We start from the raw sequence: 15,170 nt of genomic DNA, 5'->3' as shown, positions 1-15,170 counted from the left end.
CATTACCGGTCAAACCAGTAACGCGCGTTTTCCTGTCTGAATTGTGAAGTTTTCAATGATGCGCCAAATTGTATGCTGATTGCACCCGATTCATCTGTTCTTAGACGTTTTATTCCAAAATCAGCATAGCGCTGGAAGACCTCTGGCTTGGGATGGTGGTACCGGTTCAGGTAGCCCACCTGGAAAATTGCGAGCTCTGGTTGCACCGCTTTCAGGAAAGGTTCGGTTGAAGAGGTCCCACTGCCATGGTGTGGTGCGAGCAACACATTCGCCCTCAGTTTTTGCGGGATACTGTTCACCAGCTCATCTTCCTGTATCGCCTCTATATCACCTGCCAGCAAGATAGAATGCAGCTTGGTAGAGACTTTTAATACGCAGCTACGGGCATTTGGCTTCCATTTCGTACTTTCATAACTGGCTGTGCCGGGTTGCAAGACTTCAAAATGCACGCCATCCCAATCCCAGGCTTGTCCGCCCACGCAACGTCTGTGCTGCTTGGCAGTTTGAACGATGGGACTATCCAGGCTCAGGGACGTAGTTAACAGGTTTACTGGCAAATGCCTGAGTATGCTCAGCGCTCCGCCAGAATGGTCATTGTCATTATGGGAAATCATCATGACATCAAGCTCATTGATGCCCCGCGCATGCAGATAAGGCAAGATCACGCGGCTGCCACTGTCTGACTCAGGTCCAAGGCTGGGGCCGCTGTCATACAGTAGCCTGTGATGTGCAGTCTCCAGCAATAAAGCCATACCCTGCCCTACATCCAGTGCCGTCACAGCCAACTCTCCCTCTGCTGGTCTTTGCGAAGTCTGCAATAACAATGGCAAGCAACAGACCAACCCCAGCCAGCGCAAGGGCCAGGCTCTGGGAGCCAGCAGCCACAATACACCGGCCAGGGCAAGTCCAAACAACCAGAATGAGGGGATAGGCGCAGTCCACACTGCATAGGGCAAGGCGCTGAAGTAAGTCAGGAAGCGTGCCAGGAAATCCACGAAGACGTGGGCAATTTGCAGCAGCCATCCTGATAAAGGCGCAGGCAGGATGCTGCCAACCAGAGCCAATGGCGTTACAACAAAGCTGATCAGGGGAATGGCAATTGCATTTGCCAGCGGGCTGATGAGGGATATCTGGCCAAATAAAAACATGGTCAGCGGGATCATGCCCAGGGTCACAGCATATTGCATGAGGGATGCCGAACGTAAAGAGGCCATGAGGCCAGCTGCAAGGCTCCCCTCAAGTTTGCGGCGCTCTTGTCCACCGGTAGCAAAGACAATGACACCAACGGCCGCAAAGGATAACCAAAACCCCGCGGACAACACCGCCCACGGGTCTGCCAATACGACCAGTCCCAGCGCCAGGCTTAACACTGCAGAAAAACTGCTAATGCGCCCTGTCCAAATCGCCACCGCCACCACACTGAGCATGATCAGCGTTCTTTGCGCAGGCAAACCAAATCCAGCCAGGGCAACATAGACCAGTGCCATCAGCGCACCTGCCAGTGCTGCTGCCTTTTGCGCAGGCAAACGCAGGGGCAAAGAGAGATTAAGAAAGAAGGAGCGCCGCCAGAAGTAAAATACCAGGCCAGCAAACAAGCCTGCAACCATGGTGATATGCAAGCCGGAGATACTGATCAGATGACCTATGCCTACCCGGTTAAATACGGTCCAGTCAGACTGGGAAATTTCACGCTGATCACCAACCACCAGAGCGACCAGCACCCCGGCATAGGGCTGGCCGGGCAAAGCAGCGTGGATGCGGTCGCGTAACCTGGCGCGGCTGTATTCGACGACATTGTTGATACTCCAGACAAAATCAGCCAGCTTGCGGTTATAAATAACAGTTTCCGGTTCATATTTATCAGGCCTCACCGTGCCAGTAGCACGTATGCCCTGCTCCAGCAGCCATGCCTCATAATCAAAGCCAGCGAGTGGATTGACGTTGCCATGCGGGCGCTTCAGACGCACTTTGAATTGCCAGCGTTCTCCTGGCTGGACTGTCGTCACCTGCCGCATATCACTGCCGCGGTCGGCACCATACCAGGACAATGCGACTTTGGATGGCCAATGTGCAATGCCAGTCAGGTCACCGACACCATCAGCACGCACTTGCTCGACTGCGAAATTGAATCTTTGCCCTTGTTCAAACTGAAATGGCAGGCTGTCTATGGTGCCAGTTAATACCACATCCTGGTTTTCCCATTTTTTGGGCAGCTCTTCACGCATATAGAATTGTGCATAAGCGCTGGCCCAGACAAAGCCCAGTGTGGCCGCAACCACAAAGCGCGTGGGCAGATGCAACCAGGGTGAAGGTTTGTATTTAACCAGAAGAAGAATGATGACCAGTGATGAAACCGCCATCAGCGCCAGCAAGTTGCCACTCAATAGCGCTGCCTGTTGCTGCAAGATGGCGACACCAAACACCAATCCCAACATCACCGCCCGCACAGACTAGCCCCTTTGCATGCGTGGCATGATGTGCATGGCATTGGCGGTAGTTGCTTGCGCCACTTCAGCCAGGCTCAGATTTCGCAACTCTGCCAGCACGGCACCTATCTTTGGTAACTGGGCCGGTGTGTTCACGCCTTCTGACAACCAGCTAGGCGGGATATCTGGCGCATCGGTTTCCAGCACGATGCTGGACAAGGGCAAATCCGTTGCCAGCCTGCGTATTTGCAAGGCGCGCGTGAAAGTCATGGCGCCACCAAAGCCCAGCTTGAAACCCATGTCAATGAAGGTCTGTGCCTGCTGCACACTGCCGTTGAAAGCATGAGCAATACCGCCCCGCACTTTGATGCGTCGCAAATACTTGAGTATGATGTCTTGTGAACGCCTTACATGCAGCAGCACAGGCAAATCAAAATCCCTGGCTAGCTTCAGTTGTTCCGTATAGAAGTATTCCTGCTTTTCCTTCAAAGGACTCTGTGTCAGTGCAGGTACAAAATAGTCGAGACCAATTTCGCCTATGGCTACCAATTTTTTGTGTGCATCTGCTCCAGCCATCAAGCCACTTACTTTTTCACGCAGGAGCAGCAAGTCTTCTTCTTTTGAAGTCGGCACATACATAGGATGTATGCCCAGGGCATAAAAACAATCAGGTCGCTGCTCGCCCAACTGGATGACAGTGTCAAAATTGCTTTTGTGGATGGCAGGCACAACGATGGCCGAGACGCATGCCTGCGCTGCTGCTTCGGCCACAGCCAGCGATGTACCGCCAAACTCACTTGCATCCAGATGACAGTGACTATCTATCCACATAATGTCCACACATAGCTTCAAACCCAGGCTAATTGATTAATAGCCTGATTATGAAGCAGTTTGCCTGCGGACTACAATGTTTTGAACGGTTGCTATTGTTCGCACCTCCTTATGAGCGCGCCAGCGCCAGACTATCAGGCCAGCAGCCAGGGCTGCCAGCAAGTGCTTGAGACTGTGGCCGCTCATGAACTGGAGTTGCTGCAAAATCTGCCCATCCAGCATTTCAGTGATTTTTGCAATCACGTATAAAAACATTGCTGCACCAAATGCCAGGCGGTCTACACGTTCTGCTTTCCATATCCATTGCCATAAGGGGATCAATACCAGAGTTAAACCCTGTATCAGTAAATAGGGACGCAAGTCACCTGTCTGCTGCCACCATACCACTGACATCAAAGCCGCCATCAATAACAGCACCAGCTCCAAGAAGGCTTTACGCGCACCCATGCCAGGCAGGCTATCTGCTCTGACTGCCGCCAACAGACTGCAACAGGCAAAGGCAATGGGCAATCTGTCCCAGAACAGGCGTGCATCGTCAGGTGCAATATGGTAATAACTGGAACCCACGGTAGTGGCAGCGATACTGAGAGCAAAGACGCAATAAGCGGGGAATGCGACACCAACATCGCCCTTGCGATATTTCTCCAGCAAAAACCAGCCACCAACCATCGCCACCATCACAAAACCAAGATTGGTCAGCACATCTATCGCATGGGGTACACCCGCCCAGTTCGACTGATCGGCAAAGTCATGGTAATGCGCAAGCTGGGCTATTGGCCCATGCAGTAATAATGCCAGGGCTGCCAGCGCCGAAATCAGCAAAGGCAACGCACGCAATCCGGTTTTCATTTTTCTCACCTATGTTTTAACAGATAGGTAATTGTGGAGACAGGCAGCAAATAATGTAACCATTACTGGTAAAGTAGCACCATAGAATAATCGAAGTATTAAATCCCGCAACCTTGTACATGCACAAACATGACTGAAATCCGGCAATTATTGAACAGCATCAAGCAGCAATTGAAGCTGCAAGGCAAAACATACAGGGATGTGGCTGTGGCACTGGATTTGTCCGAGGCCAGTATCAAACGCCTCTTGAGTGCCGATAATGGCGCCAATATGAGTATAGAAAGGCTGACACAAATCAGCCAGTTTCTGGGCTTTAGCCTGATGGAAATCACGCAGGAGGCAAATGCAAGCAACACCCGCATCCATAGCCTGAGCCCTGCGCAGGAAAAGGAATTGGTTTCTGACACAAAATTGTTGCTGGTGGCGGTTTGCGCCCTGAATCACTGGAAATTTGAAGAAATCCTGCACGTCTACCAACTCAGTGAAACAGAATGTCTGAGCAAACTCTTGCGCCTGGATAAATTATGCCTGATCAGCCTGATGCCAAATAATCGCATACGTTTGAATATCGCCAGGGACTTTGACTGGCTACCACATGGCCCCATACGCCAATATTTCCACGACACAGGTATGGCAGATTTTCTGGATGCGCCGTTTAGCCATGAATATGAATCACAGCATTTCATACACGGCATGCTGACAGATGCGGCCGCTGAAAAATTCCAGGCTGAGATACGCCAGCTCAGACAAAAACTGGCTGAACTGCATACCGAGAGTTTGAGCAGCCCGCTCAAGAAAAGGCGCGGCACCGCAGTATTGCTGGCCATGCGTGAATGGGAGCCAGCCAGCTTCACTGCCCTGCGCAAAAAACATTAGCGTAACTTAGTTTACTGCGCCTGTTTGGGTCTGGGTAAAGTGACGGCACCGGGGATGACAATATCGTCGCGCAAACGCAAGAATTTAAAACCTAGCAAGCGACGTGGCTTGGATTGCTTGCTGGTCCTGGTTCTTTCATTGGTACGGCTGATGAAAGTATCAAAGCTCTCTTCCTTGACCTGTGGTTCGCCAGAATTCAAGAAGTTGCGCTTGCCATTGGCGTCAACCACGACCAGGCCGACATGGGTAATCGATTGATATCCATCCTTGTCTGATACCACGTTCACAAAATCACCATCGCGCAACTGATCCAGTATAGCGCTTACCTTGTCGGCTTTGACATAGGCTTCATGACTGGTTTGCACGGGGATAGTGGTTTCTTTATGGTGCTTCTCGCGCAGGAATTTTGCCCTGTCAACGACGATGTCATAGCTCGCCACTTTGTCTGCGCTAAAACCGGCACTGACATCTTTAAGCAACCAGGCATTATTGGTATTCCAATCGACTTCCGTGTAATGGTTGCGTGTCACCACACCTATCAAACCGTCTTTATAGCGTATGCGTTGCAGGGTCCAGAAGAATTCTTCCCAGGAACTGCTTAAGGCCATCGCATAGGTATGTTCAGCAAACACCAAGCAATCGCTATGCGTCAGACTATACATGGGCAGGTTGTCATGCAGTTCAAAAGGGAATTCTCCCAGCAGGTTCAGCTTGTAAGGCTGGCCTATATTTTTTCTGGCAATCAAGGCGATACGCTGGCGCAGATCAGGTACGTTGGCGTGCAAAAATGCCAGGTACTGATCGACCTCCTGCGGTGTCATCTGGAAGATTTTCTTGCTCTGAAATGGCTCAGTAAGCAGCCTGACAGGGGCAGTGAGCTGCTTATCCTGAGCTTGAACAGGCCCAGTAATCATGGAAGCAGAGGCAAGGGCAAACACCAAAACGCGTAGAAACATAAGGGAACAGGATAAATGACGGGAGTCAGACTTTATACCATAGCCTGCCATGCATGCATCTAAAAAAGCAAAAACGCATACGGGCCTGCAGGCCGTATGCGTTAATATCATCCAGACCGGATCACACTACACCAGCGCGTGCCTGGCTACCAACACACCATCCACATCGGCATAAATCCAGTCGCCCGGCTTGATTGCCACACCCGAGATATTGATGCGTGCATCGCGCATGCCGCCGCCGTGTTTGGTAGCGCGCAAAGGCATGGCAGCCATGGCACGCACGCCTATATTGCAGGCGTTGATTTCATCAACATCCCGAATACAACCGTGCACGACTATGCCAACCCAGCCATTTTTTTCTGCGAGTGCCGCCAGATTGCCGCCAACAAGGGCGCAGCGGAAGCTGCCGCCGCCATCTATCACCAGGACATGCCCATTGCCTGGAGTTTCCAGCGTTTCCCTGACCAGTAAATTATCTTCAAACACCTTCAGCGTCACTGCCTGACCACTGAATTTAACTGCTGTGCCATAGCGCATGAAAATAGGTGGGATAACAGCCAGCTCATGCGTAGCAATCTTGTCTTCGTTAGCATCACAAATATCACAGGTAGCAAAGCTCATGATTTGTCCTCGTTAGTGTGGAACCCCATTCTAACCAGCAAACTTCAAACCGCCAATGCCCTGGTCCTGCTACCGACATTGACGGCCGTCAATATTGCCAACACCTGGAAGAAACCAACGCAGATAAACACCCAGGATGGATGATGCGCATCCATGATGGCGCCAAAAATCAGCGGTGCGACCGCCAGGCCAGAATCCAGGCCTGAATAGACTATGCCATACACACGGCCAGTTGCATTTTTGGGTGCTGCAGCACGTATCATCAGATCGCGCGAAGGCCCGGCTACGCCGGAACCAAAGCCTATCGCCCCCATGAGCAAAATGGCGATACTGACATTCACAGCCCCGCTGGCGAGTATTAGCGAGAAAATACCAGCGAAGCTGAAGGCCAGCGTAATTGTCCTGTCATGATGACTGGTTCTGGCTGCCAGAAAACCACCCCACAGCATGCCCCCCGCAGAAGCCAGCATGTAAAAGGTATAGGCAGTGGTGGCTGATCCTAGCGACATGTCATACATCTGACGCAAGCTGACCGATGAAAAACTTTGTATACCGCCCAGTGCCATGGCGATCATGAAGAAAAAACCAAAGCACATCCACACTGCAGGAATGCGCATGAAATCCATAGATCCCTCGGCGGCCTTTGCAGCATGCGCTGCGCTTTTATGCTGAACTATTTCGGTATGCAACAGCTCACGATAAAAGACCAGGATAGCCAGTACGGTAAAAGGCAGGAATGCTGCGCAAAACAAGGCAGTACGCCAGCTTGTCAATCCGGCGATGGTCACCAAAAACACGGGTGCCGCTGCCCAACCGAGATTACCCGTGATGCCATGCACAGAGAATGCATAACCAAGCCGCTGACTCGATACCTTCTTGTTGAGCAAGGTGTAGTCTGAAGGATGAAATACGCTATTCCCCACCCCAGCCAGCATGGAACCCATGAGCAGCATGCTGTAATTTTGCGACGTCGACAATACCAGGGCAGCAATGCCCAGAGAAGTGACACCAAAAAACAAGACTGCCCTGGCACCGACTTTATCAACAATAAAACCGGACAAGGCCTGACCTATGCCAGAAATCACAAAAAATACCGTCATCAGCAAACCCAGTTCAGCAAATGACAGGCTGAAGGCATCTTTAATCCAGGGGAATAAAGGGGCCAGTATCATGTGGAAGAAGTGGGAAATGCCATGCGCAAGGCCAACCAGACTGATAACCATGACATCTTTTTTAAGATTTTCCGGAGCTTGCGGTATTGCTGCTGTCATTTGTAATCCTTTACTGTTTCCAATCACGCTTTGCATGGCAAAGCAAATACTCAGCAAACAGTGTATGCAAATTCGTCCAGTCTGATTTAAGATAGAGAGACAAACTTTATCGCATTTCCGCCAAACTGGGATTGACCATGGCAATTGAAATCCTGACCGATACCCGCCCCCAGGCACCAGACAAGCGCCCCACACCTGAGCGCCCTGTACGGCTGGCAGCTAGAAACCTGCCGACGGAAGAAGTCATCAGCATGCATAGCCACACCTGGGGGCAGTTGACTTATACGCCGCAGGGCATGATGCAGATACTGGCGAATAACAACACCTGGTTCGTGCCGCCTTTACGGGCAATCTGGATACCGCCCGATGTGGCGCATGAGGTACGTATCATTGAGCCTTCACAACTGCGGCTGCTGAACATACACGCTGACTTTGCCCCCTTTCGCGGCACAGAATGCCTGGTACTGGAAGTCTCGCCACTGCTCAGGGAATTGATCGCCAGCATGGAAGTAATAGAAGTAGCCAGTACGCGCGAGTTTCATATCGCGGCTGTCATCATGGATGAACTGCAAGCTGCAAAAACTTTACCCATACGCTTGCCTATGCCCAGAGATAAACGACTCAAAAACCTGTGTGAAATTTTGCTGGCCGACCCGGCATCCGGCATGACTATGGAGGATTATGCGATACAGGTAGGAGCATCCTCACGCACCCTGTCACGCCTGTTTGAGCAGGAACTTGATATGTCATTCACTGCTTGGCGCCAGCAAATGCGCTTATCCAAGGCATCACCATTGATCACCAGCGGCATGCCATTATCACAAGTAGCGTCTGAATTGGGATATGCCAGCCAGTCGGCATTTTCGGCCATGTTCAAGAAAACTTTTGGTGAATCACCATCGAGTTTTTTCAAACAAAAATGAGTAATGATAAAAAAAGGGCAGCATTTGCATGCTGCCCCAACTTGCTTTCCTACGAAGGTCTAGACCGGTAATCTATCCCCAGGTTCCAACTAATTTCACGCCAGTTCTCCCGCTTTGCTAAACACCAGTTCATGGTCTTTGGCATCGATCGCGATAATATCCTTGGGCCCAAATTTACCTTGCAATATCAGTTTGGACAAGACATTTTCTATTTCTTGCTGGATAGCTCGTTTCAAAGGTCTTGCTCCATACACTGGGTCGAAACCAGCCTCGGCAATTTTTTGCAGCGCATCTTCGCTGACCTGCAAACCCATATCCATCTGACGCAAACGCTGCTCCAGAGTCTTGAGCTGTATCTTGGCAATTGCCCCTATGTTTTTCGCATCCAGTGCATGGAAGACCACGATTTCATCAATACGGTTGATAAATTCAGGGCGGAAATGGGTTTTGACTTCACCCATGACGGCCATCTTGATGACTTCAGGATCGCTACCTTCCATGGCCTGTATCTGATGCGAACCCAGATTCGATGTCATGACGATCACGGTATTTTTGAAATCCACCGTTCTGCCTTGTCCATCCGTCATGCGTCCATCATCCAACACCTGCAACAACACATTGAAGACATCATGATGGGCTTTTTCGACTTCGTCCAGCAAAATCACGCTATACGGTTTACGCCTTACTGCCTCGGTCAGATAGCCACCCTCTTCATAGCCTACATAGCCCGGTGGCGCACCTATCAGACGTGCCACCGAATGTTTCTCCATGAACTCACTCATGTCGATACGGATCAATGACTCTTCTGTATCAAACATGAAATTCGCCAGTGCCTTGCACAACTCGGTTTTACCAACGCCAGTCGGCCCGAGGAACAGGAAGGAACCATAAGGACGGCCAGGATCACCAAGGCCAGAACGTGAACGGCGGATTGCATCCGACACTGCAGTAATTGCTTCATGCTGGCCAACAACGCGTTGATGCAATGCATCTTCCATATGCAATAATTTCTCGCGCTCACCCTGCATCATGCGCGACACTGGGATGCCAGTTGCACGAGACACAATCTCCGCAATTTCTTCTGCACCTACCTGGGTACGCAAGAGCTTCATCTTGCTGCCGTCTTGCTGGTTTTTATCCGCCTGAGTATCTGCCTGCTTGAGTTGTGCTTCCAGCTCAGGCAATTGACCGTACTGCAATTCAGACATGGTTTGCCAGTCGCCACGGCGCTTGGCTTCATCCATTTGCAGACGGATTTTTTCTATTTCTTCCTTGATGTGGGTACTGCCCTGCACCAAGGCTTTTTCTGCTTTCCAGACTTCTTCGAGATCAGCATATTCGAGCGAGAGTTTGCCTATTTCTTCTTCTATCAAGATCAGGCGTTTTTTGGAACCCTCGTCCTTTTCGCGCTTGACGGCTTCCTTCTCTATCTTCAACTGTATCAGGCGGCGATCCAGCTTGTCCATGACCTCAGGCTTGGAATCTATCTCTATCTTGATCTTGGCTGCTGCCTCATCGATGAGGTCGATTGCCTTGTCCGGCAAAAAGCGGTCGGTGATGTAGCGATGCGACAATTCGGCCGCTGCGACTATCGCCGGATCAGTAATATCAACACCATGATGGACTTCGTATTTCTCTTGCAGACCACGCAGGATAGCTATGGTTGCCTCTACACTAGGTTCATCAACGATGATTTTCTGGAAACGGCGCTCCAGTGCAGCATCTTTTTCTATGTATTTGCGGTATTCATCCAGCGTGGTTGCGCCTACACAGTGCAATTCACCGCGTGCCAGTGCAGGTTTGAGCATATTGCCGGCATCCATCGCACCTTCAGCCTTGCCTGCGCCGACCATGGTGTGCAATTCATCGATAAAGACGATGGTCTGGCCTTCATCCATGGCGATTTCCTTGAGCACGGCTTTCAGGCGTTCTTCAAACTCTCCACGGTATTTGGCACCCGCCAGCAAAGCAGCCATGTCCAGTGACAAGACACGTTTGGATTTCAGGCTGTCTGGCACCTCACCATTGACAATACGCTGCGCCAGACCTTCAACGATGGCGGTTTTACCGACACCTGGTTCACCGATGAGCACAGGATTATTTTTGCTGCGGCGCTGCAAAACCTGGATAGCGCGACGGATTTCATCATCACGGCCAATCACAGGGTCAAGCTTGCCCAGACGAGCGCGCTCGGTCAAATCCAGGGTGTATTTTTTCAGGGCCTCGCGCTGACCTTCAGCGTCCTGACTATCCACATTGCCACCACCCCGTACAGCGGCGATGGCAGCTTCCAATGATTTACGTGTCAGCCCATTCTCGCGTGCCAGCTTGCCAGCCTCGGACTTGTCCTCTGTCAGTGCCAGCAGGATCATTTCACTGGCGAGGAACTGGTCACCACGTTTTTGCGATTCCTTGTCTGCCAGGTTCAGCAAGCCAACGAGCTCGCGGCCAGCCTGTACTTGCCCATCCGTACCACTGACCTTGGGCAAACGCTCCAAAGCAGCTTTCAAGGCATTGCCCAAGGCGGCAACATTGACACCTGCCCTTTGCAATAATGAACGGCTGCTGCCATCATCCTGGTTGATCAATGCCAACAAGACGTGCACAGGTTCTATGTATTGGTTATCATTGCCGACTGCCTGACTTTGCGCGTCAGAGAGCGCTTCTTGTAGCTTGGTAGTTAATTTGTCGAGCCGCATGACTCTCTCCTGAAGAATTAGTTAGCTTTACAATTTGGGGCAGCTAAGCCAATTTCAAGAATAGTTGGTTTAAACTCGCGACACATCCCCCAAAGCTTGTTTTACATCAAAGATCACATGGATTTACATCAGATACAAATTACTTATCTTCCTGAACAGGACAGACTATTGCTGAAATTATCGTTTGCAGAAAAAGATAAGACAATGAGGCAAGAGATAGATCTTTTGTTCACCCGCCGCACGACCATGAAGTTCTGGCCTGGCTTGCTGGAGGCCATGGGCAAGCAGGTCAAGATGAGCAAACCCAGCGCCGCCCACGCCAGCTCGGAACTGGTACAAATGGAACATGAAGCCTCAGTGGCCGAGATGAAGGATAGTGGCCATTTTGATACGCCACTGGAGGGAGATGTTCAAAGCTGGCCTCTGGGTAAGGAAGCCATGCTGCCAGAAAACATACAATTCCATGTCCATGCCAAATTGCCGTTCAGAATGGAATTTACGGCTGCCGGCGGTAAGAATTTTGAAATTGCCATGGGCAAGCGCTTGCTGCATGGCTTTTGCAAATTATTCCAGGACGCTGTGGAAAAAGCAGACTGGGGATTCACCCTGGAAATGCTGGGCAGTGCACCGGAAGCACCTCCGACGCGGATGCTGAATTGAGAGCTTAGCAAAAAAACGCCAGCTAAAGCCGACAAACTAAAGACGGCAAAATCTCAAGCGAATTTGCCGGATTTTTTAAATTGATTGGTTGCCTCTACCAGTGCCGCAGCAATGCCAGGCTCACCACCAGAATGTCCAGCATCAGCAATCATCTGCAAACTTGCTTCTGGCCAGGCATGGTGCAGCCTGCGCGCAGTCACTGGCGGGCAAACCACATCATAACGGCCTTGCACGATGACGGCAGGCAAGTGGCGGATGCGGTCTATATCCTCAATCAACTGGTCTTCGCGCATGAAAGCACCATTGATCATGTAATGCGCCTCCAGTCTGCCGAGGCCTATGGCAACAGCATCTGACTCAAAATCGGCAATTGTGTCGGGTTGCGGCAGCAGGAAGATGCAAGAACCTTCATAACGGCTCCAGTTACGTGCTGCCTCAGTATAAATAGCAGGGTCGTCACTAAACAAGCGCTTGGCATAGGCTTGCAGCAAATCATGGCGTTCTTCTGCTGGCACACCCTCAGCAAAACGCTGGTGCACTTCAGGGAAGAACCATTTCATACCATTCACAAACCATTCCACCTCTGCCTTGGTACACAGGAAAATACCCCTGAGCACAAAGCCCAGGCAACGCTCAGGATGCGCCTCGCCATAAGCCAGCGCCAGAGTCGAGCCCCAGGAACCGCCAAAGACCAGCCATTGCTCTATACCCAGCATGGCACGAATTTTTTCTATATCCTCCACCAGCAAAGCCGTCGTGTTATTGCGATATTCACCGAGCGGCAAAGATTTACCCGCTCCACGCTGATCAAACAACACGATACGATAATGCGCAGGATCAAAGAAGCGCCGGTGATTTGGCGCTGTACCTCCACCCGGGCCACCATGCAGGAAAATCACGGGCTGGCCGTTGGGATTGCCACTCTCTTCCCAGTACAGGGTATGAATATCATCGACTTTCAACATACCAGTACGATGTGGTTCTATGACAGGAAACAAAGAAGTAGTGTCAGCACTCATGATGATAGTGAGGATGTAGTTTAAATAATTAACAGGGATTATACCCATGTGTTTCAAGAAGCAATAGGCAATATTGCAATTCCTGCGCTTGTATTGCGGTATAGACTTTTATTTCCTATGATGCTGTTTTTATATTCCATACTGCTGCCATGCCACTATCAGATTCTCAAGCAAAATCAAACGGACATCAACAGCCTGAGGTACCGGGCCTGTATCACTACTGGTCGCGCATGATGGCAGCACTGAATGGCAAGAACCAGGGGCACAATCCCGAGTTCCACAGAGACCGCCTGCTCCTGCATGTGCTGGGATTGGGGCTAGAACAAACCACGCAGTATCTTCTGCAAAACCGCCCTGGTTTTACCGATTTCCAGACATGGGCCTTTGCCACAGCAGGTATGCCATCTGGCAACGCCATCGCACGCTTGCACAATCTGTATCAAGAGGTACCACTCCCGGATGAGATTCTGGACCTGTTCGGACAAGTCACCAATATGCCCGACGTATTCAGTGCAGAAGACCTGCAGCATTGGTCTGAACATGGCTTTGTGGTCTTGTCCAACGCTGTGCCAATTGCAGATTGTGCTGAGGCTGAACAAGTGATCTGGGAGGCGCTGGGTGCAAGGGAAGATGATGAGGCAAGCTGGTATCACAAGGGGCATGCCAACATCATGGTGCAGTTGTTCCAGTCACCGGCATTTGACAAAAATCGCCGCTCTTTACGCATACACAAGGCATTTGCACAATTGTGGGGGACTGCAGATTTGTGGGCAAGCACTGACCGTTGCAGCTTTAATGTCCCTGAGAAAGCGGGCCATATTTTCCAGGGGCCTGACCTGCATTGGGATGTGAGTTTGCATCAGCCCATACCATTTGCAACCCAGGGCTTACTCTACCTGACAGACACACCGCCAGAACAAGGAGCACTGACCCTGGTACCAGGCTTTCAGCACAAGCTGGCAGCCTGGCTGGATGCATTGCCAGCAAACGCCAGCCCCAGGGAACAGGATTTACATACGCTGGGTTCGATACCTGTGGGTGGCAAGGCGGGCGACCTGGTGATCTGGCACCAGGCCCTGCCCCATGGCAGCCGCCCTAACCGGGGCAGGAAACCCCGCATAGTGCAATACATCAATATGCTGCCCAGCCATTTGCAAGTACATGAGACCTGGCTTTAAAAACACCAGGCAATTTACTGGAAGAACGCCTTGTAGCTCGCAAAACCGGCAAAACAGCAAATAATGGAGCCCAGTAAATGCACACCACTATGCAGCAAAGCCCAGCCATAGTCGCCACGTTGCAGCAGGCTCATGGCTTCTGCCGAGAAAGTAGAAAAGGTTGTCAGGCCACCCAGAAAACCAGTAATCAGAAACAGCCGCCACTCAGGAGACAACTGCGGATAGGCAGAAAAAAAAGCTACCGCAAAACCGATAATATAGCCACCGCCCAGATTGGCGATCAGGGTACCGACTGGTAACAAGGGCAGCACACCGTTGAACCATAATCCCAAAGCCCAGCGCAGCCAGGCACCGAACGCCGCACCTATGCCAACTGCCAAAGCTCCCAGCCAGGTCATGCGACACCCTCTGCCCACTTTTGCAAGGCCTGATCATCGGTTTCACGCGCATCCACCCAGCGTGCGCCTTCTGGCGTCTGCTCTTTCTTCCAGAAAGGTGCCTGGGTTTTCAGATAGTCCATAATGAATTCGCAAGCAGCAAAAGCATCGCCACGATGGCGTGTAGCCACAGCTACCAGCACAATCTGGTCCAGTGGCTGCAAAATTCCCACCCGGTGAATGACGACAGTATTGATCAGCTTCCAGCGTGCCTCAGCCTCTTTGACTATCTGTTCCAGCGCTTTTTCTGTCATGCCAGGATAATGCTCCAGCTCCATGGCACTGATGTCCTGACCATCGTTGATATCCCGTACCAGCCCAACAAAGCTGACCACAGCACCTATGCCAGGATTCGCCTGACGCAATTGCGCCAGCTCTGCATTCAAATCAAAGTCGGCGGTTTGCACGCGGATTATCATGTTGG

Annotated in this window: 14 protein-coding genes; 4 read left to right on the top strand and 10 right to left on the bottom strand. The window is 51.2% G+C overall.

The genetic code is table 11. The features are described from left to right. Positions 1 to 2: 2 nt before the first annotated feature. The 3 genes from UNDKW_RS10720 to UNDKW_RS10710 are packed head-to-tail and all read right to left on the bottom strand — an operon-like array spanning position 3 to position 4,106. Positions 3 to 2,435 carry a DNA internalization-related competence protein ComEC/Rec2 gene (locus UNDKW_RS10720; protein ID WP_232063336.1) on the bottom strand — a complete coding sequence of 811 codons (2,433 nt, stop codon included), beginning with the start codon at positions 2,433 to 2,435 and terminating at the stop codon, positions 3 to 5. A gap of 15 nt (positions 2,436 to 2,450) precedes the next feature. Further along, the gene (locus UNDKW_RS10715) at positions 2,451 to 3,257 is read right to left on the bottom strand and encodes a TatD family hydrolase (RefSeq protein WP_162058676.1); all 807 of its coding nucleotides are present in this window, start codon (positions 3,255 to 3,257) and stop codon (positions 2,451 to 2,453) included. 48 nt (positions 3,258 to 3,305) lie between these two features. Next, positions 3,306 to 4,106, bottom strand: coding sequence for a hypothetical protein (locus UNDKW_RS10710; protein ID WP_162058675.1), 801 nt, complete (start codon positions 4,104 to 4,106; stop codon positions 3,306 to 3,308). Positions 4,107 to 4,235: 129 nt separating this feature from the next. On the opposite strand from UNDKW_RS10710, the gene UNDKW_RS10705 reads away from it, so the two are divergent. Beyond that, the gene (locus tag UNDKW_RS10705; RefSeq protein WP_162058674.1) at positions 4,236 to 4,982 is read left to right on the top strand and encodes a helix-turn-helix transcriptional regulator; all 747 of its coding nucleotides are present in this window, start codon (positions 4,236 to 4,238) and stop codon (positions 4,980 to 4,982) included. Between the two features lie 11 nt (positions 4,983 to 4,993). Here UNDKW_RS10705 and UNDKW_RS10700 read toward each other — a convergent pair whose 3' ends face one another. The 3 genes from UNDKW_RS10700 to UNDKW_RS10690 all read right to left on the bottom strand — a co-directional run bounded on the left by UNDKW_RS10700 (position 4,994) and on the right by UNDKW_RS10690 (position 7,830). After that, a complete protein-coding gene (locus UNDKW_RS10700; RefSeq protein ID WP_232063335.1) occupies positions 4,994 to 5,803 on the bottom strand; it encodes an N-acetylmuramoyl-L-alanine amidase-like domain-containing protein in 810 nt (269 codons plus the stop codon). Positions 5,804 to 6,064: 261 nt separating this feature from the next. Further along, positions 6,065 to 6,559: a ribonuclease E activity regulator RraA gene (rraA, locus tag UNDKW_RS10695; RefSeq protein ID WP_162058673.1), complete on the bottom strand. Its 495-nt coding sequence runs from the start codon at positions 6,557 to 6,559 to the stop codon at positions 6,065 to 6,067. A 44-nt stretch (positions 6,560 to 6,603) separates the two neighbouring features. Continuing rightward, a complete protein-coding gene (locus UNDKW_RS10690) occupies positions 6,604 to 7,830 on the bottom strand; it encodes an MFS transporter (protein WP_162058672.1) in 1,227 nt (408 codons plus the stop codon). A 137-nt stretch (positions 7,831 to 7,967) separates the two neighbouring features. Here UNDKW_RS10690 and UNDKW_RS10685 point away from each other — a divergent pair, with 137 nt between their 5' ends. Then, positions 7,968 to 8,753, top strand: coding sequence for a helix-turn-helix domain-containing protein (locus UNDKW_RS10685; protein WP_162058671.1), 786 nt, complete (start codon positions 7,968 to 7,970; stop codon positions 8,751 to 8,753). A gap of 95 nt (positions 8,754 to 8,848) precedes the next feature. Here UNDKW_RS10685 and clpB read toward each other — a convergent pair whose 3' ends face one another. Next, positions 8,849 to 11,452: an ATP-dependent chaperone ClpB gene (clpB, locus tag UNDKW_RS10680; protein WP_162058670.1), complete on the bottom strand. Its 2,604-nt coding sequence runs from the start codon at positions 11,450 to 11,452 to the stop codon at positions 8,849 to 8,851. Positions 11,453 to 11,569: 117 nt separating this feature from the next. On the opposite strand from clpB, the gene UNDKW_RS10675 reads away from it, so the two are divergent. Further along, on the top strand, positions 11,570 to 12,112 hold the full coding sequence (locus UNDKW_RS10675; RefSeq protein ID WP_162058669.1) for a hypothetical protein: 543 nt from the start codon (positions 11,570 to 11,572) through the stop codon (positions 12,110 to 12,112). A 53-nt stretch (positions 12,113 to 12,165) separates the two neighbouring features. Here the strand turns inward: UNDKW_RS10675 and pip are convergent, their stop codons facing one another. Next, positions 12,166 to 13,131 carry a prolyl aminopeptidase gene (pip, locus tag UNDKW_RS10670; RefSeq protein ID WP_162058668.1) on the bottom strand — a complete coding sequence of 322 codons (966 nt, stop codon included), beginning with the start codon at positions 13,129 to 13,131 and terminating at the stop codon, positions 12,166 to 12,168. A gap of 149 nt (positions 13,132 to 13,280) precedes the next feature. Between pip and UNDKW_RS10665 the strand changes: the two genes are divergently transcribed. Continuing rightward, complete coding sequence (locus UNDKW_RS10665; RefSeq protein WP_232063334.1) at positions 13,281 to 14,309, top strand: phytanoyl-CoA dioxygenase family protein; 1,029 nt, start codon at positions 13,281 to 13,283, stop codon at positions 14,307 to 14,309. A gap of 14 nt (positions 14,310 to 14,323) precedes the next feature. Here UNDKW_RS10665 and crcB read toward each other — a convergent pair whose 3' ends face one another. Then, a complete protein-coding gene (crcB, locus tag UNDKW_RS10660) occupies positions 14,324 to 14,707 on the bottom strand; it encodes a fluoride efflux transporter CrcB (RefSeq protein WP_162058667.1) in 384 nt (127 codons plus the stop codon). Then, positions 14,704 to 15,165, bottom strand: a complete 462-nt coding sequence (gene moaE, locus UNDKW_RS10655) for a molybdopterin synthase catalytic subunit MoaE (protein WP_162061877.1) — start codon at positions 15,163 to 15,165, stop codon at positions 14,704 to 14,706. The genes crcB and moaE overlap by 4 nt, the downstream gene beginning before the upstream one ends. Positions 15,166 to 15,170: the final 5 nt, after the last annotated feature.

This window comes from Undibacterium sp. KW1 (assembly GCF_009937955.1).
Classification (GTDB): domain Bacteria; phylum Pseudomonadota; class Gammaproteobacteria; order Burkholderiales; family Burkholderiaceae_D; genus Undibacterium.
The sequence above is the reverse complement of the archived record's forward strand: the minus strand, read 5'-3'. Positions and strand labels throughout refer to the sequence as shown.

Coding starts and splice junctions, on each gene's coding strand:
- UNDKW_RS10720 (WP_232063336.1), bottom strand. CDS start 2,435: ATGTTGGGATTGGTGTTTGGTGTCGCCATCTTGCAGCAACAGGCAGCG.
- UNDKW_RS10715 (WP_162058676.1), bottom strand. CDS start 3,257: ATGTGGATAGATAGTCACTGTCATCTGGATGCAAGTGAGTTTGGCGGT.
- UNDKW_RS10710 (WP_162058675.1), bottom strand. CDS start 4,106: ATGAAAACCGGATTGCGTGCGTTGCCTTTGCTGATTTCGGCGCTGGCA.
- UNDKW_RS10705 (WP_162058674.1), top strand. CDS start 4,236: ATGACTGAAATCCGGCAATTATTGAACAGCATCAAGCAGCAATTGAAG.
- UNDKW_RS10700 (WP_232063335.1), bottom strand. CDS start 5,803: ATGACACCGCAGGAGGTCGATCAGTACCTGGCATTTTTGCACGCCAAC.
- rraA (WP_162058673.1), bottom strand. CDS start 6,559: ATGAGCTTTGCTACCTGTGATATTTGTGATGCTAACGAAGACAAGATT.
- UNDKW_RS10690 (WP_162058672.1), bottom strand. CDS start 7,830: ATGACAGCAGCAATACCGCAAGCTCCGGAAAATCTTAAAAAAGATGTC.
- UNDKW_RS10685 (WP_162058671.1), top strand. CDS start 7,968: ATGGCAATTGAAATCCTGACCGATACCCGCCCCCAGGCACCAGACAAG.
- clpB (WP_162058670.1), bottom strand. CDS start 11,452: ATGCGGCTCGACAAATTAACTACCAAGCTACAAGAAGCGCTCTCTGAC.
- UNDKW_RS10675 (WP_162058669.1), top strand. CDS start 11,570: ATGGATTTACATCAGATACAAATTACTTATCTTCCTGAACAGGACAGA.
- pip (WP_162058668.1), bottom strand. CDS start 13,131: ATGAGTGCTGACACTACTTCTTTGTTTCCTGTCATAGAACCACATCGT.
- UNDKW_RS10665 (WP_232063334.1), top strand. CDS start 13,281: ATGCCACTATCAGATTCTCAAGCAAAATCAAACGGACATCAACAGCCT.
- crcB (WP_162058667.1), bottom strand. CDS start 14,707: ATGACCTGGCTGGGAGCTTTGGCAGTTGGCATAGGTGCGGCGTTCGGT.
- moaE (WP_162061877.1), bottom strand. CDS start 15,165: ATGATAATCCGCGTGCAAACCGCCGACTTTGATTTGAATGCAGAGCTG.